At 71.4% G+C, this 24762-nt stretch carries 22 protein-coding genes and 1 tRNA gene; 11 read left to right on the top strand and 12 right to left on the bottom strand.

Translation table 11 applies throughout. The features are described from left to right. The first annotated feature begins 756 nt into the window (after nt 1-756). Complete coding sequence (gene mobC / locus B7767_RS03705; protein WP_256923304.1) at nt 757-1161, top strand: plasmid mobilization relaxosome protein MobC; 405 nt, start codon at nt 757-759, stop codon at nt 1159-1161. Then, on the top strand, nt 1158-2900 hold the full coding sequence (locus B7767_RS03700) for a relaxase/mobilization nuclease domain-containing protein (RefSeq protein ID WP_085570842.1): 1743 nt from the start codon (nt 1158-1160) through the stop codon (nt 2898-2900). The genes mobC and B7767_RS03700 overlap by 4 nt, the downstream gene beginning before the upstream one ends. A 14-nt stretch (nt 2901-2914) precedes the next feature. Here the strand turns inward: B7767_RS03700 and B7767_RS03695 are convergent, their stop codons facing one another. Then, nucleotides 2915-3661, bottom strand: coding sequence for a trans-aconitate 2-methyltransferase (locus B7767_RS03695; RefSeq protein ID WP_085570841.1), 747 nt, complete (start codon nt 3659-3661; stop codon nt 2915-2917). Further along, the gene (locus tag B7767_RS49075; protein ID WP_306297934.1) at nt 3658-4116 is read right to left on the bottom strand and encodes a hypothetical protein; all 459 of its coding nucleotides are present in this window, start codon (nt 4114-4116) and stop codon (nt 3658-3660) included. Before B7767_RS49075 ends, B7767_RS03695 begins: the two co-directional genes overlap by 4 nt. Before the next feature lie 161 nt (nt 4117-4277). Here B7767_RS49075 and B7767_RS03680 point away from each other — a divergent pair, with 161 nt between their 5' ends. The 5 genes from B7767_RS03680 (at nt 4278) to B7767_RS03660 (ending at nt 10097) form a co-directional block, all read left to right on the top strand. Further along, nucleotides 4278-4613, top strand: a complete 336-nt coding sequence (locus tag B7767_RS03680) for a hypothetical protein (RefSeq protein WP_373408184.1) — start codon at nt 4278-4280, stop codon at nt 4611-4613. 466 nt (nt 4614-5079) lie between these two features. Further along, nucleotides 5080-6129: a TerC family protein gene (locus tag B7767_RS03675; RefSeq protein ID WP_085570840.1), complete on the top strand. Its 1050-nt coding sequence runs from the start codon at nt 5080-5082 to the stop codon at nt 6127-6129. Nucleotides 6130-6264: 135 nt separating this feature from the next. Beyond that, nucleotides 6265-7992, top strand: a complete 1728-nt coding sequence (locus B7767_RS03670; protein WP_085570839.1) for a GAF domain-containing SpoIIE family protein phosphatase — start codon at nt 6265-6267, stop codon at nt 7990-7992. Between the two features lie 455 nt (nt 7993-8447). Continuing rightward, entirely contained in the window at nt 8448-8963 is a 516-nt protein-coding gene (locus tag B7767_RS03665) for a DUF5994 family protein (protein ID WP_085570838.1), read from the top strand. Between the two features lie 93 nt (nt 8964-9056). Then, on the top strand, nt 9057-10097 hold the full coding sequence (locus B7767_RS03660; protein ID WP_085570837.1) for an acyl-CoA desaturase: 1041 nt from the start codon (nt 9057-9059) through the stop codon (nt 10095-10097). Here B7767_RS03660 and B7767_RS03655 read toward each other — a convergent pair. Next, nucleotides 10094-10360, bottom strand: coding sequence for a hypothetical protein (locus tag B7767_RS03655; protein ID WP_085570836.1), 267 nt, complete (start codon nt 10358-10360; stop codon nt 10094-10096). The genes B7767_RS03660 and B7767_RS03655 overlap by 4 nt on opposite strands. Nucleotides 10361-10365: 5 nt before the next feature. Then, on the bottom strand, nt 10366-10608 hold the full coding sequence (locus B7767_RS03650; RefSeq protein ID WP_373408183.1) for a hypothetical protein: 243 nt from the start codon (nt 10606-10608) through the stop codon (nt 10366-10368). A 155-nt stretch (nt 10609-10763) separates the two neighbouring features. Between B7767_RS03650 and B7767_RS03645 the strand changes: the two genes are divergently transcribed. Further along, the gene (locus tag B7767_RS03645) at nt 10764-10988 is read left to right on the top strand and encodes a hypothetical protein (protein ID WP_085570854.1); all 225 of its coding nucleotides are present in this window, start codon (nt 10764-10766) and stop codon (nt 10986-10988) included. 155 nt (nt 10989-11143) lie between these two features. After that, nucleotides 11144-11545, top strand: a complete 402-nt coding sequence (locus B7767_RS03640) for a DUF5994 family protein (RefSeq protein WP_085570835.1) — start codon at nt 11144-11146, stop codon at nt 11543-11545. Between the two features lie 103 nt (nt 11546-11648). Here the strand turns inward: B7767_RS03640 and B7767_RS03635 are convergent, their stop codons facing one another. After that, a complete protein-coding gene (locus tag B7767_RS03635; RefSeq protein ID WP_085570834.1) occupies nt 11649-12143 on the bottom strand; it encodes a DUF5994 family protein in 495 nt (164 codons plus the stop codon). Between the two features lie 314 nt (nt 12144-12457). Here B7767_RS03635 and nhaA point away from each other — a divergent pair, with 314 nt between their 5' ends. Continuing rightward, nucleotides 12458-13783: a Na+/H+ antiporter NhaA gene (gene nhaA / locus B7767_RS03630; RefSeq protein ID WP_256923303.1), complete on the top strand. Its 1326-nt coding sequence runs from the start codon at nt 12458-12460 to the stop codon at nt 13781-13783. 467 nt (nt 13784-14250) lie between these two features. Here nhaA and B7767_RS46135 read toward each other — a convergent pair. From B7767_RS46135 to B7767_RS03610, 5 genes are all read right to left on the bottom strand, one after another. Next, nucleotides 14251-14328: transfer RNA gene (locus B7767_RS46135), tRNA-OTHER, on the bottom strand. Then, complete coding sequence (locus B7767_RS03625; protein ID WP_107485782.1) at nt 14301-14774, bottom strand: hypothetical protein; 474 nt, start codon at nt 14772-14774, stop codon at nt 14301-14303. The genes B7767_RS46135 and B7767_RS03625 overlap by 28 nt, the downstream gene beginning before the upstream one ends. Before the next feature lie 1240 nt (nt 14775-16014). Then, nucleotides 16015-18882: an FtsX-like permease family protein gene (locus B7767_RS03620; protein WP_085570831.1), complete on the bottom strand. Its 2868-nt coding sequence runs from the start codon at nt 18880-18882 to the stop codon at nt 16015-16017. After that, complete coding sequence (locus B7767_RS03615) at nt 18879-19619, bottom strand: ABC transporter ATP-binding protein (RefSeq protein ID WP_085570830.1); 741 nt, start codon at nt 19617-19619, stop codon at nt 18879-18881. The genes B7767_RS03620 and B7767_RS03615 overlap by 4 nt, the downstream gene beginning before the upstream one ends. Nucleotides 19620-19824: 205 nt before the next feature. Next, a complete protein-coding gene (locus tag B7767_RS03610) occupies nt 19825-20481 on the bottom strand; it encodes a PadR family transcriptional regulator (RefSeq protein WP_085570829.1) in 657 nt (218 codons plus the stop codon). 898 nt (nt 20482-21379) lie between these two features. Between B7767_RS03610 and B7767_RS03600 the strand changes: the two genes are divergently transcribed. Then, nucleotides 21380-22213, top strand: coding sequence for a PIG-L family deacetylase (locus B7767_RS03600; RefSeq protein ID WP_085570828.1), 834 nt, complete (start codon nt 21380-21382; stop codon nt 22211-22213). 368 nt (nt 22214-22581) lie between these two features. Here B7767_RS03600 and B7767_RS03595 read toward each other — a convergent pair whose 3' ends face one another. Continuing rightward, nucleotides 22582-23205: a hypothetical protein gene (locus tag B7767_RS03595; protein ID WP_085570827.1), complete on the bottom strand. Its 624-nt coding sequence runs from the start codon at nt 23203-23205 to the stop codon at nt 22582-22584. Further along, a partial coding sequence (locus tag B7767_RS03590; RefSeq protein WP_373408182.1) for an ATP-binding protein occupies nt 23202-24762 on the bottom strand: 1561 nt, incomplete at its 5' end. The genes B7767_RS03595 and B7767_RS03590, both read right to left, overlap by 4 nt.

Here is a 24762-nt window from a genome sequence, read left to right as displayed (position 1 = left end):
GACCGAGCGAGGGTGTCGGGGACCGGTCCCCAGTGGCCGGGGACCGGACAGCAGGCACATGCGGGGACCGAGCGTCCCGATTCGGGGACCGTGGCCGCCCGAGGTGGGGACCGGTCCTCACCAGACATCGGGGACCGGTCCCGTACGTCGCGGGGACCGGTCCCCGACGGTCCCGCCGGATACAGGAACGGCCCCCTGGCAAAGCAGCAGGTCAAAGCCCCCAGGTGGGCGGAAACAACGGTCCTGCACCGCGGATGAAAGTCAATCGTGAGGGGAGGACCGAGCCCCGCCGGGTCCCTGTCCTGCCGAGGACCGAAGACCCTCAGAACGCGGCACGCGGTCCCCGAGCGTGATGCGCAGAGGGAGAGAGGACCGGTCCCCGCGGACCGCTCCAACTTGGAGTCCGCCCCACACGGTCCCGTAACGAGCCCGCCCGGTGCCAGCCGCGTACGGCCGCCACTGCGGGTTCTCGCCGTAGAACACCCATCCTGAAAGCGACCCATGCACCAACCACATCAGCACACTCCCGACGACCCACGTCAGGAGGCCACCATCTCGGCCTCCGGCGGAGCAAGTTGGTGCAAGAGCATTGCTCCCGATGGGAGCAATGCTCTTGCGTCTCCCGCCCTGAGAGCGGTGGGACCGGATCGGCTCCCGGATGCGCCGATCCATCCGGATGCGACCGAGGACGGATCGCATGCCGGCGGGGAAGAGCCACACGCGAGCCACAACGTCGACTGCGCGCACACCTCGCCCTTGCAGCCCCGCATACAGCAGCGCGAACGTCTGCGCGACGAGAACAAGCGCCTGCACCAGCCCAGCTGCCGCATGAATGATGCCGAGTACCAACTGCTCGCCCGAGCAGCCGCCACCTGCCACATGAGCGTCGCCGGCTTCCTCGCCCGCGCCGCTCTCAACGCCGCCCACGACCTCGGCCGTACCGCCGCGGACATCGCGGGCGAGCGAGAGATGCTGCACGAGCTGTTCGCGCTGCGGCGCCACCTCGGGCAACTCGGCAACAACCTCAACCAGGTCGCCAAGGCGCTGAACTCCGGCGCCGACGCACCGCAGGCAGAGGCGGTCCTCGCCGCCGTCCAGCGCGCCGCCAAGCGCGTCGACGCCTTCACCCAGCACCACTTGGACAACAGGACGGCCGGGTGATCCCCCGCGTCCACGCAAGAGGCACGCGCACCATCGGCCTGCTCCACTACCTGTACGGGCCCGGCACGCACGAAGAACACACGGACCCGCACCTGGTGGCCGCCTGGGACAGCCTCGCCCCTGATCCCGGGCGCGACCCCGACGCCACGTACGGCGATCTCCAGCGGCTGCTCGACCAGCCGGTCAACGCCCTGCCGAAGAACCGACGGCCCGCCGAGCACGTGTGGCATCTGTCGGTACGCGCCGCTCCTGAGGACCCGGTCCTGTCGGACGAGCAGTGGGGCGAGATCGCGCGCCGAATGGTCGCAGCCACCGGCATCGCTCCCGACGGTGACGACGCCGCCTGCCGCTGGGCAGCGATTCGGCACGCCGACGACCACATTCACGTCATCGCCACCGTCGTACGAGAGGACGGCCGCCAAGCCCGTATCCGCCAGGACGGCAAGCGTTCCCAAGCCGAAGCCCGCGTGATCGAGATCGACTACGGGTTGCGCCGCCTCGCCACCGGCGATGGCACCGCGGCCCGTCGTCCGACCAGCGCCGAACGGCACAAGGCCCGGCGGGAAGGCCGGGAGCGCACCGCGCGGGATGAACTTCGTGAGTCCGTGCGCCGGGCAGTGGCCGGCGCTGCCTCGACGGACGAGTTCTTCGACCGCCTGGCCGCCGCCGGTCTGCTGGTCCGCAAACGTCTCGCGCCCTCCGGCGATCTCCTCGGGTACAAGGTCGCCCTCCCCGATGACCGGAACAAGGACGGCGAGCCGGTCTTCTACTCAGGCTCCAAGCTGGCGCCCGACCTGTCCCTGCCCCGTGTCCGCGAACGCTGGAGCCGGCCCCCGGAGACGCCCACCACCATCGACAGTTCATGGCCGGATCAGCCTGCACCGCCGCCCGTGACTGGCCCCGCGTTCGCGCGGCGGCGGGCCGCGGCTGCCACGTGGCAGGCCCTGCTGGTGATCGACCACGGCGACGACGGCACTGCAGCGGCCCAGATCGCCGCGACCGGAGAGGTCCTTGACGCGCTGGCCAAGACCTCCGCCGCCCACACCCGGGCTGAACTGCGCGATGCGGCCACCGCGTTCGAGCGCGCGAGCCGCTCCCACGTGAAGGCAGTACGCGGGCACGACCGGGCCCTGCGACAAGCCGCCCGTGACCTCGTCCACAGCGGGCCGGTCCTGGGCCGGGGCGAAGACGGCGCCTCCACGGCCATGCTCATCGACATGGCCTTCTTCGTCGTGACCGCCGCGGCGAAGTGGCACGCCAGGAAGCATCACAGCCAGCAGGCCGCCGCAGCCCGGCAAGCCGCCGAGCACCTCCGCGCCGCCTATCGGGCCGCCGCAGTCCAGCCCATGACAGCATTGAGCCAGCGAGGCCGGCGACTGGCTCCACGTGTCCGGCAACAGCAGGCGAACCTTCTCCACCAAGTGCTGCCGGAGCTGGCCGACCAGATCCAAGCCGAGTCCGGCTGGCCCGCCCTGGCCGTCACACTCGACGACGCCCGGAGGGCCGGCCATGACCCGGCCACCCTGCTGACCGAAGCCACGACACGGCGCGAACTACGCTCCGCCGGATCCATGAGCGACGTCCTCGTCTGGCGCCTGCGCCGCAGCGCTCACCTGCCCTCACTACCCGACGACCGCAACACCACGGTCCTCCGAGCCAACCGGCATACCCCGCACCCGGCGCCCACCACGCAGTCGGCCCCCGGCCCGACAGGGAACGACCCCCGCCATCGGCGCTGACGACCGCGTCCTGATCACCTGTACCGGGCCACGGTGTACGCGGTAGGCCCGTTCAAGGTGCCTGCTCCGATCCCGTCCGTGATCTGGATGACGTCGAAGCCGGCGAGGGTCGCGTACAGCTCCAGCTCACGCGGCCCGAGAACACGCCGACGGATCACGTCCCGTGTTTCCTCACCTGAGCCGAACGCCCAGTGCCGCCGCATGGTGTTCATCTGGGCCCGCAGGTCCCACTCGTAGCTGATGGTCACATAGGCCGTGCCCGATCCGGTCTCGACCTCTGCTTCCTGCGGCTCATCACGCTCGATCGGGGCTACGGGACAGCAGAGTACGAGGAGTGTCCCAGGATGGGCGTGCGCTGCGAAGGTTCGAAAGACCGCCTGGATGTCCTGGTTGTCGTGCACGTACGCGAGGGAGTTTCCCAGGCAGGTCAGGACGTCTGCGGTGTGATCGAGTCGGATGGTGCGCATGTCGCCGAGGCGGATGTCGAGGCCGGGCCGCGTACGGAGGGCGTAGTCGACCAGGCCGGGCTGGAGCTCGACGCCGATGCAGTCGAAGTAGCGGGCCAGCAGCTCCAGGTCCCTCCCGGTTCCACAACCCAGGTCCAGCAGATTGCGGGCGTCCGGGCGGTGCCGGTCGACGAGCGCCCGACAGGTGCTCGCGCTGGTGTTGTCGGACTGCACTCTGTCGTACAGGGCTGGGTCTCGGTAGAAGAGGTTGGAGGCTGCCAGGTGTCCGGGTTCGGCAATGTCCAGGCCGCTCATGCGAGACTCCGCAGTCCGACTTCCAGGGCGAGTGTGTCGCACAGCAGGTCGGGCACCGCGGGAGTCCGCTCGGCGTGGTCGCGGGCCCGGCTGAGGGCGTCGGCATCAACGTAGCCGAGATCGACCAACAGGGAGTCGGTCAGCATCTCGTCCAGGAGAGGGAGCCCGTAGGTGCGCAGACCCGACTCCATGACCGCGAGGAAGTTCTCCGGCTCGGTCGGAGCCGCGACGAACTCGGGCAGACCCGCCCGCCGAAGCCGGTCGCGGAACATCCTCTCAGTACCGCACTCAGCCAGGACGTCCTCGCTTCCGGCCAGTCCTTCCGGCGACGCGGTGCGGTCCTGACCGACCTCGCGGCCATCGGCGGCCGGCGCCAGGACCCCGACCAGGTACTCGCCTACGGCGGGGAGGCGCTGCGGCTCGCCCGCACGACCTCCTCCGGTTACGTCGCCCATAAACTTCAGGGGCTACGAACCGACCTCGGCCCGCTCACCCGCGACGCCCGTGTGGCGGAGCTGGGCGCCGAGATCGACGCACTGTGCACGACGTGACGAGAGGGGAAGGCATGTCGTAGTCCGAGGGCGCCCGACTGTTCCGCGAGGCTTGGATCACCGGAGTGCGCAAGCACTTCCCCGGCGAGCCCAAGCCCGGCTACGTCACCCCCTGGGAAGAGACCCCCGAGTGGGAGCGCCGGGCCGCCGGCGCCGTCCACGACCAGGTGCGCCAGTTCCTCGACCTCAGCGACCGCCACGCCTCCCGCCTCTCCCGCGAGCAGAAGAGCCGCTTCGTCGCCACCTGCTGGACCGCCCAGATGTACAAGCACTTCGAGAACCCGAAGCCCGGATACGTCGCCGACTGGCCCGGCCTGCCCGACTGGCAGAAGGAGACCGACGCCGACATCTTCGAGGCCATCGAGGGCTCCTCTGACGACCGCGCTCCCACGACCTCCTGACAGAGCTACCGCAACTGCTCGCCGCGTCAGCCGCCACCGCATCGGGCCATCACACCGGCCGCCGGCCCGACGCGCCGGCGGATCGAGCACGATTACCGCGAGCTCAGGCATGGCCCCGGACTGGATCACCTCGAGGACCGCACGCGGCGCGGCCGGCACCACCACGTCACCCCTCGTCACCGCCGCCCCGACATCGCTCACCCTCAGGCGGTTCGACCCAGAAGCCCGCACACCGGCCTGTCCGCCTGTCAATGCCTCACAGGAGAGAATCGCCTACAGCTACGGCACCCCCGGCATTCCGCTGGTCTCCGAGGACTCCGCCTCCGACTGCGTCGCGGCACAGGGTTTACGGCCGCCATCGGCGGCCCGGCCAGCCATTACGCAGGTGCGGACGACAAGCCTGGACACCTGAGCCAGAATTCTTGCAGGAGCAGGCTTCCACACCAGCCCTCGTGAGGGGTCTCTCGTGCTCGACGTGCCGTTCTGGCTGTGGTCTGTGTTCGCCGTCACCGTGGTCGTGTCGCTGGCCGTGGACCTGCTGGCGCACCGGGAGGCGCATGTCATCCGGTTCAAGGAGGCCGCCGCCTGGAGCGCGGTATGGATCGGTCTCGCCCTGGTCTTCGGCGCGGTCGTCTTCCTGGTCCTGGGCACGGCGCCGGGGGTGGAGTACACCACTGCGTGGCTCCTGGAGAAGAGCCTGTCGGTCGACAACCTGTTCGTCTTCGCGCTGATCTTCGCCTACTTCGAGGTGCCGCGCGCCTACCAGCACCGTGTGCTGTTCTTCGGCGTCATGGGCGCTCTGGTGTTCCGGGGCCTCTTCCTGGCCGCCGGGGTGGCCGTGGTCAGCCGGTTCACCGCGGTGCTCTTCGTCTTCGCGGTCATCCTCTTCTACAGCACCTACAAGATCCTCAAGGGGGAGGAAGAGAGCTTCGACCCGGGCAGGAGCATCGCGGTGCGGCTGCTGCGCAAGGTGGTACCCGTCCAGGACGAGTACGCCGGGATGAAGTTCTTCGTAAGGGAAGCCGGCAAGCGGGTCGCCACCCCCCTGCTCGCCGTCGTCGCGGCGATCGAGGCAGCCGACCTGGTCTTCGCCGTGGACAGCGTGCCCGCCGTCCTGGCGGTCAGCGACGACGCCTTCATCGTCTACACCAGCAACGCGTTCGCCATCCTCGGCCTGCGGGCCCTGTACTTCCTGCTCGCCGGACTGCTGGACCGGTTCCACTACCTCAGCAAGGGCCTCGCGCTGATCCTTGCCTTCATCGGCGTGAAACTGATCCTCCAGGCGTCCCACGAACTCTTCAGCAGCAGCATCCCGGAGATCCCGTCGCCCATCAGCCTCGCCGTCATCGTCACGGTCCTGGCCGCGTCCGTCGTACTGAGCATCCGACACCCCGGCCCGGCCGGGACAGCCGCCCCCGCGGACCGGGACGAGGACAGCTCTGCGCACGGCTCCGCCGGAGAACAGCCGCCCATCCGGGAGACGCGGAGTCGGGACAGACGGCGGAAGGACGACTGACCCCTGGCCCGAGCACTCCTTGCCGGGACCGGCGGGCCGTGCCGACGCGGTGTGCGCCAGGTGCCCCCGTCGCCCTGCGAGCAGGCCCGCATCGGAGGACCATCGACGGAAAGCCGGTCTGCGGAGGGTCCGTGCGTGCGTGATGCGGTGGGTGAGGACATGGGGCGGTGGCCGGCGGACGAGCCGGGGTTCTGGCGGCAGGTCGTCGAGCGGCTGGACACGGCGCTGCTGGTGCTGGACGCAGCCGGACGGGCGGTCGCCGCGAATCCGGCGGCCGAGCGGCTGCTGGGCCGCACCACCGCGGCGATGCGGGGCGCTGACGCGCACGACCTGCTGCACCGGGACGCGGACGGCAACGAGGTGCCCCGGGACCGGTGCCCACTGCTCCACGCGCTGGCCGAGGGGAAGGCGGCGCGCGGGGAGGGTGGCACATACCTGCGGGGCGACGGTCGCCTGCTGGCGGTCTCCTGGTCCGCCTCTCCCCTGACGGAGGACGGCTCCGTCAGGGGTATGGCGCTGCTGTTCACGGATGCCACCGGGGACCGCCACGTCCACCGGGAGCGAACGGCACGCACGCGCGCCCTGGAGGACCTCAACGAGCGGCTGTCCCTGGTCGCCGAGATCACGGAAGTCCTCGGGCAGACCCTGGAAACCGACGAGGCACTGGCCCGCCTGGTGCGCCTGCTGGTGCCCCGCCTCGCCGACTGGGCGGCGGTGGATCTCCGCACCGGCTCCGGGGAGATCCACCGTGTGGCGGTGACCGGTCCGGAGGGACGGAACGCCGGATTCGAGGGCCGGCGCGCACCCGTCCCGGAGGACGCCGGTGAGGTGGAGGACTCACCCCTGGGCCGGGCGCTGACCGGTGGTGAATCCGTACTCCAGGAGCGGGTGACAGCCGTCACCCCGGCCGCCGGACAATCCCCTCTGGTCGCCCTCCACGGCGGCTTCCTGGGTGCCGTGAGCGCAAGCTCCGCCGTCACGGTGCCGCTCGGCGCCGAGGAGCGGATCACCGGGGCGCTGACGGTGGTGCGCACCGACCCGGCACATCCCTTCGACGAGGGCGACCTGGAGGCGGTGGGCGATGTCGGCCGCCGGGTCGGCGTGGTCGTCGACAACACCCGCCGCTACGGCCGTCAGCGTGCCGTCGCCGAGGCCATGCAGCGCAACCTGCTCGCTCCGCTGCCCCGGCCCGGCCGCCTCCGGCTGGCCGCCCGCTACCAGCCCGCACCGGCGGGCTCCCAGGTCGGCGGGGACTGGTACGACGCCTTCACGCTGAAGGACGGCGCGCTCGCCCTGGTCATCGGTGACGTCGTGGGCCACGACCTGACCGCGGCGGCCGGCATGGCGCAACTGCACGGCATCCTGCGTTCACTGGCCTGGGACCACACGGGACCGCCCGGCGCCGTCGTCGACCGCCTCGACGCCGCCATGCCGGTCATCACCACCGTCCCGCTGGCCACCCTGATCCTCGCCCGCGTCGAGGGCGACCCGGACACGGGACCGTGGACGCTCCACTGGACCAGTGCGGGACACCCGCCTCCGCTGCTCCTCTCCCCGGACGGCACCGCGTGCTACCTGGAAGCCGGCCAAGGGCTGCTCCTCGGCACCGGTCCGGTCACCGGCGCGGGCCGGCCGGACGCCACACATCCCCTGGAGTCCGGCTCCACCCTGCTGCTGTACACCGACGGGCTGGTCGAGGCCCCGGGCAGCGACCTCGACACGGGCCTGGACCGGTTGCGCCGGCACGCCCTCGCCCTCGCCCGCGAACCGCTGGACACGCTGTGCGGCGCCGTGCTCGCCCACGTGCCGCCCGGCAGCACCGACGACGTGGCCCTGCTCGCCCTGCGCGTGCCGCCGCCATGAGACGGCGGTGGTGAGCGCCCACCGCTGCCGCAACCCCGCGGCAGGGGCCGCCCGCCGCTCCTACGGCACTCCTGACCGACCGTCACGCCGCCTTTACGCACCGAGGAGTAGGCTGGGAAGACCGAGGGCATCAGGCACGCCGGTGGCGGACCGGCTCCACCCCCGGTATCCACCGGCGTCCATCACGCGGGACGGGCTCCCCCCTTCACCCCGCACACGCCCGCCGACTCCCTTCCCCCGAACTCGCGGTGGTCGTCGGCGCCGTCCTCCGGAAGAGCGGCAGGCACGACCCTCAGTGCTCCGTCCCCCCACCGGCCCGCGCCCGGCGTCGGCCCGGGCAGGGCAAGTGGACCGCCTCACCGATCGCCGTGCCCGACCGGTCACCACCCCTCACCGTGCGGCCCTGCTCGCCCTGCCGAACCGCCTGGCAACCCACCTCGTCAGAGAGAACTCACGTGATCACCACAGTTCCACCCGCACCGTCCACCCTGCCCCTCCCCCTTCCCCTCGTCCGCCTGCGTCTCGCGCCCCGCGGCGTGCTGCCGCGCCGGACCGACGGAGTGTGGTGGCCGCACTCCCGCGACCTTCTGACGCAGCTCCCGCAGATGCTCGCCGCGCTGCCGAGCGCGTGGGGCGACATCACCGGCGTCACCGTGGACGCCGCGGCCTGGTCGGCGGCACCGGGACGCATGTTCGTCGCCAACCAGGTCGTACGCCTGCACAAGGCCCCCGCCTCACCGCACGCCCCGGACCGGGTCGTCCTGCTCTCCGCCGGACTCGGCCGTTGGGACCTGCTGGTGATCCCGCCGGACGCGACGGAGGGAACCGCCGCCCTCCTGACGGCCACCGCGCTGGACGACCGCGTGCCCGACACCGACGGAGAAGTCCGAGCTCCGTTCCCGGCGGCGGCAAGGGGACCGCGCGGCCGTGTGGGGTCCGCCGGGCGGGAAACCCGTGCCCCTCGGTGGTAGGCGCCGTCGCAGGCACGTCCGTGTACGCGCCCGGTCCCTGCGCCCGTCTCGCACTCCGAGTCATCCGCCCGCTTCTCAGAGAGCTTCGCCCTCATGACCATGGCCACCACCCCCGCCCCGCGTTCCGACACCCCCGGCAGCGACTTCGCCCGGCTGTCGAAGAAGATCGCGGATGCCGGACTGCTGGGGCGTCGCCCCGGCTACTACACGTTACGGATCACCGCGGTGACCGTGCTCTACGCCACCGGGTGGGCCGCGTTCGTCCTCGTCGGCCCCTCGTGGTGGACACTGGCGATCGCCGCCTTCATGGCCGTCATGTACGGGCAGGTCGCCCTGGTCGCCCATGACATGGCTCATCGGCAGGTCTTCCGCCGCCGCCGGGCCGGCGAATTGTCCGGGCGGATCGCCGGCGCGTCGATCGGCATGAGTTACGGCTGGTGGCAGGACAAGCACACCCGTCACCACGCCAACCCCAACACCGAGGGCCTCGACCCCGACATCCGCCCCGACCTGCTCGTCTGGTCCCCGGACCAGGCCCGCGCCGCCACCGGACTGCCCCGCCTGCTCGGCCGCCGGCAGGCGTTCCTGTTCTTTCCGCTGCTCACACTGGAGGGCTTCAACCTGCACGTGTCGAGCGGCATGGCGGTGGCCAACCGCCGGCTGGGGCACCGGAAGCTCGACGGCGCCCTGCTGTTCGCGCACTGCGCGGTCTACCTGACCGCCCTGTTCTGGGTCCTGCCGCCCGGCATGGCGATCGCCTTCCTCGCCGTCCACCAATGCCTGTTCGGCGTCTACCTCGGTTCCGTCTTCGCCCCCAACCACAAGGGCATGCCGATCCTGTCGGCCGACGACCGCCCCGACTTCCTCCGCCGCCAGGTGCTCACCTCGCGCAACGTCAACGGCGGCCGGTTCACCGACCTCGTGCTCGGCGGCCTCAACCACCAGATCGAGCACCATCTGTTCCCGAGCATGCCCAGCCCCAACCTGCGCAAGGCCCGCACCATCGTCCGGCGGTACTGCCGGGAACTGGGCGTGGACTACGCGGAGACGGGGTTGGTCGCCTCGTACCGGCTGGCGCTCTCCAGCCTCCACGAAGCCGGCGCACCCCTCCGGCGGGCCCGTGTCCGGGCCTAGTGTGCCGGTTTCCTGTGGGTACGGCGTCGAGGACGCAGCCGTCCGCGTCCGCCGTCCCGACGCTCGCCGGCATCGTTCGCCGCAGCGACCCGGCGGCGTGCGGCCGACCCGTCAGTGGTCTTCCGGCCCGGTGCGACCGCACCGCCGCGGCCGTAGTGGAAGGCGGCGCTCCTGTCCCCGTGCTGAGCGTTCAGCCGGTGGATGAGGAACGCGCCTGCCGCGACGACCGCCAGCAGCACGATCACCGTCACGACGATGTCCATCGCCCTCACACCGTCTCCGGCTGGTCCGTCGGCGCGGCGATGGCCACTCGATGCCACGGAGAAGTGACGGAAGCACCGGCTCCGTGTCCCCCTTCGGACTCCCACACCGCTTCCCCGGTGCGGTCGGCCTCGGCGGTCACCAGATGCGCGGCGTCCGCCACCAGGCTGCTCGCGGTCGCTGTCCGGCACGGGTCGCTCGCGGCGGCCATCAGCCAGGCGGCCGCGGCCGGCCCGGCGTATTCGATCACCGAGGACGGCACAGGCGCGAATGCTGTGCGCGGAGTGTCCCCGGTCCTGTCAGCCTACTCTTCGCGGCGTCCGAGCAGGCCGTACGCCGAGTCTCCGAGAGGCACGGCGGAGTACAGTGACCGGCACCCCGCCCCTGTCGCACAGCGAGGTCGTCATGACGTCCGAGGAAGCGCCCCCCGCCGGGTACGCCGAAGTCCAGGTCGTCGCCGCGTCACCCGAGGTCGCCCGGCGAGTGGCGGAGGTCCTCCGCCGAAGCTTCGCCGCGACGGAGCAACGCAGCTACCCCGCGGGCGGTGAAGGCGGCACCCGTCTCGAACTCACGGTGGACACGACCCGTGTGGAGGAACCGGCCCGCTCGTGGCTGGAGTCCAGCCGATGAGGCCGGTGCCTCTTGTCAGGGCGCCTCGAGGAGTAGCCTGAAGGTATCGAGGGCTTTCGCGAGCCGGCGCCGCCGCTGGTCCCGTCCTCGGTGAAACACCACCCCCGGGCGCTCCGTCCATCGATGGACGGATGCCCGCAGTCAGGCCCGTCACCATGATCTTGAACACCACCCGGCCTCGTCCGCAGGCGGTGCCCTTCCGGCCGCGTACCGCGCGCCTCGTCCTCGGGCCCGCCAGCCGTTTCGGACGGCCGGACGGCGCTTGGTGGCCCCGAACCCGCGATCTGGCACGCGAACTCGGCGAACTGGCCGACGTGATCGATCCGCTGTGGGGCCGGCTCACCCACGTCGCCGTCAACCCCCGCCACTGGCGGCTCGCCCCGCGCGGTGTGGTGGTCGTCAATGATCATGAGGTGGTGGTCGACCGCTTCGCCGAGGCACTCGACCCGCACAGGATCCTGCTGCAGTCCTACACCGCGGGAAGTTGGGATCTCCTCGTGGTTCCACCCCTGACCAGCGCGTCGTCAGCTGCCCGCCTCATGGCCGCGGCGGGGTAGAGCGGCGTGAGGGGCGCGTGTCCTCCGCGCCCGAGCCGGCTCCGGCCGACGGCGAAGCCCGCCGCACCGGTCAGGAGGTCCACTCCGGCAAGTACATGCACGATCAGGTCGGGTGCCCCGGGTCCGTGCGCTCCGTGCCGGTGTCGATGAGGATCTGTTCCGCCGGCGTCCGACTGCCGGCGCGAACGGCCGCGGCCATGGCGGCTCGCGCCGCGTCGGGCATCGCGTGCGGTGGAACCACGAGGAGAGAGAAGAGGTCATTGCCGCCCCGGGTGATGAGGACGGTGTCGTCACCGACCGGGAAGGAGTCGATGTGGACCACACGGTCGTCGATCGTCATCCGTGTCGGCAATTCCTCCCAGGCATCGCTGTCCAGACCGACACGAGTGATGGGCCCGAGGTACTCGGACAGCGCGGTGATGAGGCCGGGGAGTTCACCGGCGATGTCGTGGGAACGGGGCCACCACGCGCCGTCGAGCACTCCCTGCCGGTCATGGGTCGTCTCAAGCCGCACCACGGCGGTTCCTGGTCGTGAGACCGCCTGGTGGACGGCGTCGGGCAGGAGCCTGGTCACCCGCGGGGAATCTGCGTCGGACATCGCGCTCGCCTGCCTACCGGGTACGGGAAAACCGAAAGAGCTCCTCGCTTCACGGTACTCCTCGGCCGACATCGGCCGGAGACCCACGGCGCGCCGAGGTACTCGCGGTCACCGCCGTGCCCGCGCCCGCCGCGTAGGCCAACGGGTGGTCCCTGCGGGGAGACGAGGGGTTCCGAGAGGGGGAACCGCGTCCGGATGCGCCGGGCACGTGCATGGGCGGGGAGGTCTGCCGCGATAGCGTGGGAGAACCTGCCCTGAAGTACGCAAAAGTCGCGTTCTTTTATGATCATGTGGCGATACCCGGAGGTTCCTCCTTGTGCGCTGCACCGCGTACGCGTTCGGTCTTCCTCGGGCTGCTGCCCTGGTCCGAACGCGTGCAGGTGGCCCGGGCGCTGCGGACGGAGACGGTCGGCGGCCTCGTGCTGCTGGGCGCCGCGGCGGTGGCGCTGGTGTGGGCGAACACCCCATGGAGCGGAAGCTACGAGTCACTGCGTGACATCCACTTCGGCGTACCCGCGCTGGGGCTGGATCTTTCGGTGCAGCACTGGACCGCCGACGGGCTGCTCACCATCTTCTTCCTGGTCGCCGGGATCGAACTCAAGCGCGAACTCGTGACCGGCGGGCTGAGTACCCCGGCCATGGCGGTCCTGCCGGTCGTCGCCGCGGTCTGCGGCATGGTGGCACCCGCGGCGATCTACCTGGCCACGGTCACGGCCGGCGGCGGGCGAGCGGGGGGCTGGGCGGTGCCGATGGCCACCGACATCGCCTTCGCCCTGGCGGTGCTCGCCGTGCTCAGTACCCACCTGCCCACCGCACTGCGGGCCTTCCTGCTGACCCTCGCGGTAGTCGACGACCTGGGCGCGATCCTGGTCGTGGCGGTGTTCTTCTCCAGTGGACTGCAGCCGGCCGCGCTCGGGGGAGCCGTCGCCGGGCTGGTGGTGTTCTGCCTGTTGCAGCGGTTCCGGGTGCGCGGCTGGTGGTGGTACCTGCCGCTGGGCGTGGCCATCTGGGCGCTGACCTACAACGGCGGGGTGCATGCCACCGTGTCCGGGGTGGCCATGGGTTTGGCCCTGCGTTGCGTCCGAGACCGGGAAGCGACGGAGGACTCCTCGCCCGGGGAACGCACCGAGTACCTCTTGCGACCGGTGTCCGCCGGCTTCGCCGTGCCGCTGTTCGCCCTGTTCGCCGCCGGAGTGAGCATCTCGTTCCCCGGGCTGGGCGAGACGTTCACCCGGCCGGAGCCGCTGGGCGTGCTGCTGGGACTGGTCGTCGGCAAGTCGGTGGGAATCTTCATCGGAACCTACCTCGCCGCCCGGTTCACCCGCGCCCGGCTCAACCCCGACCTGACCTGGGCCGACGTCTTCGCCCTCGCGGTGCTGTCCGGCATCGGCTTCACGGTCGCCCTCCTGATCGCCGAGGTGTCCTTCCCCGACCCGGCAGCCGCCGGGCAGATCAAGGCCGCGGTCCTGCTGGCCTCGGTGCTCGCCGCGGGCATGGCCTCGCTGCTGGTCAAACGTCGTGACCGCATCTACCGCAGGCTGTGGGAGGCGGAGAACCGCGACGAGGACGCCGACGGCATCCCCGACGCCCACCAACAGCACAGGCACAGGCCCCCGCCCGGGGCCCCCGGCGAGCGCTGATCGCCGACCGACAGCACCGGCCGCGCACTGGGCGATCGCGAATCCCTCTGTCGGCGCATCCGCGCCTCATCGAGTTCCGAGCACGACGACACGGTGCGAACACGGCGCTCGCCCGCCTCACGGCGTCATGCCCATAGCGTGCCCTTCAGAGCGGAGAACCACGGTCAACAGCGGTGCCACCAAGCGCTCACGCCTACGGCAGTACAACAAATCCATGCAGATCAGCAGCCATGTGGATGCCCAAGCGCCATCGCTTCCCAAGCTGAGAGCGCGAGTTCGATTCTCGTCACCCGCTCCATGAAGAAGGCCCAGCTCAGAGACCCGGGCCTTTTTGCTGTGCTCTGCGATCACTCGCCGCGTGCCAGATTCGTACCAGAAGGCCTGTCGGGTGACCAGAGGGGCGCTCCACAGCACAACGGCCCTCGACCGGCTGCTCAGGTCAGGGGCCGTTCTCACTGCTCGTCGCGCGGAGGCGGTGGGATTTGAACCCACGGTGACATCGCTGCCACGACGGTTTTCAAGACCGTGTACGGATCGACGCTCCCAAAGCGTCAAGTGCACCCACGGCCGCGTAGACATGAGCCGGGCCGCGACGCAACCGTTCTCCCGCGCACCACCAGAACAGTCGCTCCTGTGCATCCTCCCTCGGATGCATGCCCAGGCCATGCTCGGGGCACAGGGGCCACGCCTGCCACAGAACCTCCATGACGGTCTCCTGCGCTGCATCGGCAACGCTCGCCAGCGCAGAGACGAGGCAGTCCTGCGAGTTCGGGTCCAGGTGATTGCCGTGCCACTCGCCGTTGGCCATGGCGACGTAGACGTTCTCCGGCTCATCCGCATCGTAGGACGGGAGGGCCAGCAGTTGCAGGGGTTCCAGCCGGGGAAGCGTCACCGCCAGGTCTCGGTTCAGAAGGGCGAGAGCCTGGTCCCACACTGGGTACTCGCCGGGCGGGACGCGGCGAGGCTCAGGGGGGTCGAAAAGAACGCGCATGAGCACCATCCTCCACCAGGCCAGGGACAGCCCTAATCTCTCAACAGCGTCGCCCCCTGCAAAGACCGCGTGCGGCGGCCGGCATCAGCGGCTGACACCAACAAGCACGAACAGCAGTGCTCGGCGGCGGACCTCAGCGCAAGACCGGCCGATGCGCAGAGCCGGGTTGACCGATGTCGACGGTCCCCTGCGATCGACCTGACAAGGATGAGCTCGATCCGTCTCTCACGGCCCGGGGCGAGCCGCCTCCATCAACCAATGGGCGACGGCTCGTCAGCTCTGAGCTGATCATCGTTGTCTCCGTCGGTAGGCCAGGATGATCCCGACCACAGCCAAGACCGCAGTCGTGGCGACAAACCACGTGGGCATCAACTCAAGCCCCTTGTATGCGATAGAGACGGTCACAGGCTTCGAACCTCCATGAGTGAGGGCAGTCTTCGAATACCCTCACTCAAGATCGAAATGTGCCGCCTTGTAAGCGCATCGCTGCGAAGCGGCATGAAGTTGCGGTACAGCAGCGACGTACAGCAACCACGACGACTGCGACCGGTCGCCACTGGCTCCCAGAAGCTCACTGACCAGCTCAGCAGACCCCAACGGCCGTCCCGCCCGTAGTTCGCATCGAGGTAGTCAGCGTCGCTCAAGCTGGCGCGACGTCCCGGCTCGAACTTCCCGGGCCGTCTCCGGGCCGTCCAAGGTCAGCCGACGGCGACCGACGATGACATCAACGCGTCCGGCTCTGCCGTCCGTAGAACGCAGACGTGCCAGACCCGTGCCAGATCGTGCGGGGAGCCACGGGGAACACCGGATACCGGTCCCACGCGCAATCGGACGCCGGCAGCGCTCCCGCCCAGGTCAGCCGCACAATCGACCGTAGATCACCTCGGCTTCCCAAGCTGAGAGCGCGAGTTCGATTCTCGTCCCCCGCTCTTCTTCAAGCCCCAGGTCAGCGACCCGGGGCTTGTTTCATAGGGGTCTCGTTGCTGCGGTTTGCGAGTGCTCCCGCACTCCGAGATGGGGCACGCAGAGGGCACGCACGCCTTGCGAGGGCGCCCCCATCACGTCGCAGCATGGCGCTGACCTTTACCTTCACACAGATGAGCCGGAGGCGAGCCCTCAGCCCGCTCGTTCCTCGGCATCTCCATGCCGCCGTTCTCGCGCACGCGTGCTTTCCCGCACGGTGTGCCCCTGGACGAGGGTGATCCAGCCTCGTCCAGGGGCACGGTCAGGCAACGGAGGCTCAGTGCGCTTCGCGGCGGGCCAGCGCCCCGCGCGAGCGGGTCACCAGCGCGGCCAGCAGGGCGGCGCCGAGGGGCACGGCGACCAGGAGGGCGGCGAGTGTCTCCCAGGGGACGACGACCGGCACGTACGGCGGGGCGTCACCGACGCCGCCCCACCCCTGGTCGAGAGCCTCCTGATAGAAGCGCATCTGCTCGCGCTCCTCGGTGAGCCGCAGCCCGACCGCGGGCAGGACACCGGCCGCCGAGCCGAGGACCACACCCATCGTGGCGACCACACCGCACTGGAAGCCGCTGAGCATGCGGCGCACCCGGGGCGGGGCGCCGACCGCGGCGAGCGTCTTGAGATCCGCCTCCGCGTCGGCCTGGGCGAGACCGGTGGCGATGCCGGCCGCACCGATGGTGACCAGGCCGGCGAAGACGGTCAGTGCGAGCAGGACGAGCCCGTTCCCGTCGACCCAGCCCTGCTCCACGGTCAGCTCGACGTTGCTGCCGAGCTTGGCGATCTCGGCGTCGAGCCTCTGCCGCTGCTCGGTGCTGGGCATCCGGTCGGTGCTGAAGAGGGCGCCGAGGGGGACGGTGGTCAGTCCGGCGGCCTTGGCGGCGGCGGGGCTGAGCACGCTCTCCACTCCGTAGGAGTCGGGCGAGCCGGGCACCTGGTAGGCGGGGAAGGACTTCAGCTCGCCCGGGACCGGTTTGTTCTGCTCGGCGGCGCGGTCGGCAGCCTCCGGGTCGGTGATCAGCTTGATGCCGACGGTGCCGTCCCTGTCGACCTGGGGCCTGTGCAAGCTGACGAGCTTTCCGTCGGCGAGGGCCTTGGCCGCACCCGGGTCGTCGATGCCGAGGACCTTCAGGAGCGGGGCGTCGGCGACGAGGAGACCCTCCTCGACGTAGATGCCGTTGCCTGCGCGCGAGAGGCAGCGCCAGTCCTTGGCGAGGGCGCGCCGCTGCTCCTTGCTGTACTTCTCCGCGGGGTCGGAGCCGTCGGGGGCGACGGCCCACAGCGGGCACTCGTTGGCCGGCGGGATGACGACGTCGAAGCGGCCACAGCCCTCGCCCTCGCCGTACGGGGCGCAGCCGGGTTTTCCGACGGCGATCCGGAACACGTCGGCGCGGACGTCGACGGGCAGCGTCCGCTGCACGGCGTCGCGGACGGCGGGGACGTCCCGGCCGCCCTCCTCGGTGACGAGCGCGGCGACGGCCCCGTGCGGCAGGCTGGCCCGGTACTCGGCCAGACTCTGGGCGTCGCGGCTCGCGGCGTACGTCGAGACGGCGACGGTGCCCGCGACGGCGGCCAGGACGGCGGCGACAGCGGGTGCCGTACGGCCCCGGTTGCGGACGGCGTCCCGCAGGGCGAGGCGCGGCGAGAGCGGCAGCCAGCGGCCGGCCCGGCCGAACAGGCCGACCAGGGCGGGCGTCATGGCGACCACACCCAGCTCGGCGATGGCCGAGCCACCCGCGACCAGGACGAACTGGTCGGAGACGACCGAGCCGTACAGGGCGATGGCCGCGCCGAGCAGGAAGGCGCCGAGGCCGATCAGCGGCAGCACGCGGTTGCTGCGGCGCACGCCGCGACGGCCGGTGAGGGAGGCCAGGACGGTCTGCCGGGAGGCGGTGACGGCCGGGATGACCGCGGAGAGCAGGCCGGTGAGGACGGCGAGCGCGGCGATGGCGAGCAGTTCCAGCGGCCTGACGGTGAAGCCGCCGAACCGCTGCCCCATGTAGTCCTCGAGGAGCGGCCGGAGGGCGAAGGTCAGGACCAGGGCGAGGACGATGCCGACCAGGGCCGCCGCGACGCCGATGACCAGGCCGCCGCTCAGCACGATGGCCCGGATGTGGCTGCGGGCACCGCCGTTGGCGCCGACCAGGCCGAGCTGGCGGCGGGAACGACGGGCGCCGACGGCGAAGGCGGGACCGGCGAGCAGGCAGATCTCCAGCATCGCCAGACCGACGACCGTGCCCACGGCGGCGAGCGCGGCGGCGTCGGCGGCCCCGCTGCTCTCGTAGTTGGCCCAGCCCTCCTTCTGGTAAAGCGGCACCTCGGAGTCGGCGGGCGGGTCGAGGGCCACGGCGCGCGAGGTGACCAGGACACCCTTGGCGTTGATCGTCTGGACCGTGTTCCACGTGAAACCACCGGCCTTCTTCACCAGGTAGGTGGTGGAGACGTCGGGCTTCGGCAGTCCGGCCTTCTCGACCGCCTTGGCGTACGGCGCCAGGAAGGTCCCCGGCAGGGCGTTGACCTGCTGTGCCTTGAGGTCGCTGGGCAGTTCGTACGAGCCGCTGATCACATAGGTGCGGTCGAAGCCGCGGGCGGTGAGGGTGGAGCCGACGGACAGCCCGCTGCTCTCCAGGAACCGGGTGGTCGCGGCGATCTCGTCGTTCTCCTCGGGGAAGCGGCCCTCCTGCAGCCGCATGATGCCCCGGGCGACGGGGTCGGCGGCGGCCAGCTCACGGACCTCGGTCTGAAGCAGACCGTGAGTGGTGGTCAGCTTGGCGGTGCCGGTGCTGTCGGTCAGCACCGTCGAACCGGCCGGGATGGTCTTGGTGACATCGGTCGGGCCGTCGGGCCAGGGCGTGCCCGGCGACTCGTAGTCCCCGGCCGGGATGTGCTGCTCGCCCTCGGGGTCCTGCAGGATGGCCACGCCGCCCGTCCGGGCGTCGGAGAAGCGGGCGTCAGCGGCGCCCAGGGTGCGCTCCATCCGCTGCGCGGGGGTGAGTTCGGCGCTGCGCAGGGTCAGGTCCAGGGCGCTCACGCCCAGGATCGGCAGCGCGATCATGGCGAGGACGAGGAAGCTGCGGCCCTTGGAGCGCCAGGCGTCACGGCGGGCGATGCGGACCGCGGCCCGCCAGGAGTGGAACCAGGTCGTCACCGCTGGGCCGCCCGGCCGGTCAGGAGCGAGTCGGCGTCGCTGCGTAGGGTCTGGTCGACGACGGCGCCGTCCCGCAGGAAGACGACCCGGTCGGCCCAGGCGGCGAACCGCGGCTCGTGGGTGACCATGACGCCGGCGGCTCCGGCGTCGCAGCGGGAGCGCAGCAGGGCCAGCACGGACTCGCCGGTCTCGGAATCGAGGGCGCCGGTGGGCTCGTCGGCGAGGACGAGCCGGCGGTCGCCGACGAGGGCGCGGGCGATGGCCACGCGCTGCTGCTGGCCGCCGGACATCTCGTCGGGGAACCGGTCGGCGAGTTGGCCCAGGTCCATCTCGGCGAGGGCGGCGAGGGCCTCGGTGCGGGCCTTGCGGGCCGATATGCCGTCCAGTTCGCGGGGCAGGGCCACGTTCTCGGCGGCGGTGAGGGCCGGGATGAGGTTGTAGTCCTGGAAGACGTAGCCGATGCTGCGGCGGCGCAGGGCGGCGAGCCCCTTGATGCCGAGGGCGGTGATGTCGGTGCCCTCGACGAAGACCTGCCCGGAGGTGGGGTTGTCGAGGCCGCCGGCGATGGTGAGCAGGGTGGACTTGCCGGAGCCCGACGGGCCCATGACGGCGACGAGTTCACCGGGGTGGACGTCGAGGTCGATGCCGCGCAGGGCGTGCACCTCGGTGGCGCCGGAGCCGTGGACGCGGGTCAGGTTCCGCAGGCTCAGCACGGGCTGCTGCTGTTGTGTGGACATGGTTCCCCCCTCGGGCGTACGCCGGCGAACGGCCGGACGTCGGTGCGACGGACGGTCGTTGGCAGCGCCGTGCGTACGGTATGGGTCTGGTCGGGTGGTTCGGAGTCTTCGGGTGCTACGAGTGGGTCGGGTGGAGCCGGTGGACTCGGTCGGCCCTGTGGGTCCGGTCGTTCGGGCGCTCGGGGCCGGTCGTGAAGGTCGGACGTCACGGGCGGTGGCGTGCGGTCTCCTCTGCCCCGGCCGCCGCCCGCGTCCCCGTCCCCGCCGCTCCCGCCACCGCCCCCGGCGAGGCCGGCTCCGGCCCCGCCGCCCGGGCGGTCGACGAGAGACGGATCAGCCGGGACTCGCAGTGGTCGAGCCAGCGCGCCTCGGCCTCGGTCTGGAAGATCAGCTGCTCCAGGACGAGGAGCCAGGCGATGTCGTCCCGCTCCCGGTCCCCGTTCTTCTCCACGGCGGTGAGGGCCTGCGCCTTCAGCCGGGTGTAGTCCTGCATGGCCTTCACGGTGTGCCGGCGCTGGGACTGGATGACGTCACGGATGTCGACCCCGGGCGCCCCGACGGCCATGGCCAGCTTGATGGCCAGCTCGTCACGGGCCGGGCTGGTGCGGTCGACGGGGTGCTCGAACCAGCTGCGAAGTTCGACGCGACCGCTGTCGGTGATCGCGTAGAGCTGGTGGCCGGCCTCGTCCTCACCGTCCTGCACGACCATGCCGTCGCGTTCGAGCCGGCTGAGCGTCGTGTAGACCTGACCCACGTTGAGCGGCCAGGTGGAGCCGGTGCGGAACTCGAACTCCGTACGGAGCTGTGAGCCGTAGCGCGGGCCGCGTTCGAGGAGGGCGAGAAGCCCGTGGCGGATGGACATACCGAGTATGTATACCGAGTAAGTCCGCGTGGACAAGCGTCCTGAGGCGGACGCCGGAGGTCCGACTCAAGGGGGACCCGGGCCGTCGCGAGCCGCTCGGCGGCGGCGCATCCGCACCCCGGGGAAGCCGATGCCGAGGCCCACCGGAGCCGGCCCCGCGCCCAGTGTGAACACGGGAATCCGCCGGTCGGAGAGGCCGAGGGGGGCCTCGGGGCCGGTCCCGTGAGCGGCCGCCGACCGCTCCGCGGGCAAGCTCTCGGCGGCCGGGGCGTCCGTCTTGGGTACCGCATCGGCCCCCTCGTCCGACTCCTCGGCGGGCTCCTCCTCCGTTGCCGTTGCAGTACGAGCGGGATTCACCGGGCTCGTGGAGGACGGCGAGGCGGAGGGGTCGGCCGGTTGGGTGCGGCGCATTGAGCCGTGGCACCGCATCGTGCTCGCCGTCTCCTGCACCGAACCACTTCTCGTGGAGGCCGAAGTCCGCAGGGGTGATCCCACGTTCTGTGATCTCCCGAGCCGAGGCGAGGCGAGGCGAGGCGAGGGACCGGCCGCCATGTGCGACCGCGACTGCCGCGCTCGGCCGCTCCGCGCATCCCCGGGCCCGCCCACCGGCCGGAATCTCACAGCCGGTCTCGGACGGAAGCCGAATCCGACGTGGTGCTGGGACGTGCGGGTCTCGCCCGTCCCCCGGTCGCGTCGAGCGCCGGCGCTCGGAGGCGAAGTGGCCGCGCCGGGAACAGCCGGTGCGTCCGGCACGGTTGCACCGACCGAGGGGCCGGCGCCGGACGGCGGGAGCACCGAGGCCGCGAGGTCGTCCGCCCCACCAGGATCCGGGCTCCAGGATCGCGGCACGCCCGCCGCGTACTCGGGCCGGGACTTACATCCGCAGGAGGACTGCTTCATGACCGACCGGCCCTTGACGCTCATGGCGGTACACGCCCACCCCGACGACGAGGCCACCGGAACCGGAGGTGTCCTCGCGCGGTACGCGGCGGAAGGCATCCGCACGGTTCTCGTGACGTGTACCGACGGCGGTTGCGGTGACGGGCCGGGGGGTGTCAAGCCGGGTGAGCCCGGTCACGACCCGGCGGCGGTCGCCTTGATGCGTCGTCAGGAACTCGAAGCGAGCTGTGGCGTCCTGAAGGTCAGCGATCTGGAGATGCTGGACTATGCCGACTCGGGGATGATGGGCTGGCCGAGCAACGACGCCCCCGGATCCTTCTGGCGGACCCCGGTGGAGGAGGGCGCGGCCCGGCTCGCGGAACTCATGCGGCACTACCGACCCGATGTGGTCGTCACCTACGACGAGAACGGCTTCTACGGCCACCCCGACCACATCCAGGCCCACCGCATCACGATGGCGGCGCTGGAGATGACCGCGCTGGCACCGAAGGTGTACTGGACCACGGTGCCCCGCTCGGGGATGCGACGGTTCGGCGAGATCATGCGCGAGTTCCATCCGGACATGCCGGAGCCGGACCCTGCCGAGGCCGCCGCGATGGCCGAGCTCGGCCTGCCCGACGACGAGATCACCACGTGGGTGGACACCACCGCGTTCAGCGGTCAGAAGTTCGACGCGTTGGCCGCGCACGCCAGTCAGGGCGAGAACATCTTCTTCCTCAAGATGGGAAAGGAGAGGTTCGGCGAGTTGATGGGCACGGAGACCTTCGTACGTGTCCAGGACGCCACCGGCGCGGCCCTGCCCGAGAACGACCTCTTCGCCGGACTGCGCTGATCCGCCCGTAGGACCGGCCGGGAAGGCGCATCGACCGCACGGCACGATCGAGCGGGCCGCTCACAGCGCTTCGGCGGTGCTCCCCGGGAGGACTTCCCGCGCCTTCGCGTCGGTGGCGTGCCCATGGTGAGCCCGTACGGCGGGTCGGCCACGGTCGACAGCGGTGCGGTCCTGCGCCCGCAGGGGTCACGCCGGAAGCGGACGGCCGGGCCGGAAGTGTCCGGCCGCGCAAGCGTCGTCGCTTCCCGGACCGGGAGCGCGAGTTCGGTTCTCGGCACCCGCTCCACGATGGAACCCCAGGTCGACGACCTGGGGTTCTTTGCCGGCCGGGCCAGTGGTCGGTCTGTCGCCGCGCAGGTGGGCGGTGGTCAGCCGGAGGGTTTCTGTGAGGTCGGTGCTTCCGGCTGCTCCTCTTGACGGGGCGCGACGGGGCACGCGTCGTCCGGCTGCGTCATCGTCCATCCCTCCCCCAGCACCTGGAGGCTGCTGGGCGCGGCGGAATCACGCGCGGTGTCGTCGTCGGCCTCCGTTTCGACGCGGGGGACGAGGGTGGGGGCCGACGGAGCCGCGTGGTTCACCGTGCACGTCAGCTGGAGCACGGCCTGACGGCTCAGCGGTTCCGTCTCACCGGGGAGCCAGACGGAGAGGGCGCCGTCGTCGGCGATCGCCACCCGTGGCGCGTCCGCCGGGCGGGGCAGCTCCGTGGTGGCCGTCGCGGTCTCGTTCCCGGCCGGCCCCTCGAAGAGCAGACGTATCACGGCTCCGAGGTCCCCCGCGTCGTCGGCCCGGCGGGGGTAGGGCGTCAGCTCCCCGTCGCGCAGGAAGAAGAGGGAGACGGTGGCGGGCGTCGTGGGGGACGCCGAGTCGGGGGGGAACATGCCGCTCGCCGGTGCACCGGCCTCGATGACACCGGACGGGGGGACCCCGCACGCCGTGAGCGCGAGCGCGGCCGTGAGCCCGGACAGCAGCGCGGCCGTCCGCGAGCCCCTCACCGGGTGACCCCGCCCCCGCCCCCGCCGGCACCGGCATCGGTGCCGGCGGGGTGCAGCGGGAGTTCGACCGTGAACACCGCCCCGCCCCCGGGCAGGTTCGCCGCCCGGATGCGCCCCCCGTGCAGGCGCACGTTCTCCGCCGTGATGGCCAGACCCAGTCCGCTGCTCTCGCTCCTGGCCCGTGAGGTGCTCGCCTTGTAGAACCGCTCGAAGATGTGGGGCATGGCCTCCTCGGAGATCCCCGGTCCGTTGTCGGTCACCTCGATGACGGCCCACGCCACGCCGCTCCCTTCCTCCCGCACCGCCATGGTCAGCCGCGCGGGCGGCTCTCCGTGCCGCAGCGCGTTGCCGATCAGATTGGCCGTCACCACGTCGAGCCTGCGCGGATCGACGCGCGCACGGAGCTCACCCGGCCCGGGCAGCCGCATCTCCACCTCCCCCTGCCACCACCGGGAGGCGACGGTGCGCCGTACGGACTCGGCCAGGTCGATCTCGTCCCGGTTGAGTTCGGCCACCCCCGCGTCGAAGCGGGAGATCTCCATCAGGTCGTTCACCAGTCCGCTCAGCCGGTTCGTTCCCTCGCTGATGAGCCGCAGCGCCTCACCGGTCTCCCCCTCCCCCTCCAGGTCCAGCACGTCGGTGACCGCCGACATGGCCGCCAGCGGCGTGCGCAGCTCGTGGGAGACGTCCGCCACGAAGCGGCGCCCCTGGGCCTCCAGACGGCGCAGCTCCCGCACGGTCCGCTCCAGTTCGGCCGCCGTCTCGTTGAAGGACCGGGAGAGATCGGCCAGTTCGTCGGAGCCTGTGACGTCCAGTCGTACGTCGAGGTGTCCCGCGGCCATCCGGCGCGTCGCCCGGCGCAGCGCCCGCACGGGGCGCAGTACGCCGCTCGCGGCGAGCAGCGCCAGGACGACGGCGAGGCACAGGGCCACCAGGGTGGCCCGCTCGATGCCGCTGACCATGGCCTCGACGTACCCCTCCTCGGTGGTCTGCGGGACCTCCAGGTACATCACGAGCCCGGAGAGCCTGGGCTCCGTGCCCTCTTCCGAGGCGTACATGACGGGCATGCCGACGACGAGACGGGGACGCCCGTCGACGTTCATCCGCTGGAACACCGCGGCACGCCGGTCCCGGACGGACCGGAGCATTTCGGGGCTCGGCTCGGTGAAACCGGCGCTCGGCGCGTAGGCGCGGTGGCCGCCGTACGTGGCCATGATCCGCCAGCCCGACGAACGGTTCGCGTACAGCACCTGGTTCGCCGCGGACTGGAGGTCCGACTGGTCCGGGGCGGGGGGGATGTAGCGCGCGACGGCGTCGATGCTCGTACGGAACCGGTTGATGACGGAGTCCTGGCTCTGCTGGAGCACCCCCGTGCGCGCCTCCCGGAAGGCGAGGGCCCCGGTGCCCAGGGAACTGGCCAGGGCCACCAGGACGAAGGACGTCAGCAGGCGGGGGCGCAGGCCGCGCAGGGGGAGCGGGACGCGCGCCAGGGCCGCCCGGAGGAACCGCCGGGGGCCGGCACCCGGTACGGCGGCGGGGGCGGGGGCCCCGTCGGCC

The sequence above is a fragment of the Streptomyces sp. 13-12-16 genome (assembly GCF_002114215.1).
Taxonomy (GTDB): domain Bacteria; phylum Actinomycetota; class Actinomycetes; order Streptomycetales; family Streptomycetaceae; genus Streptomyces.
Note: the sequence above shows the minus strand (reverse complement) of the source record. Positions and strands in the feature narration are given on the sequence as shown.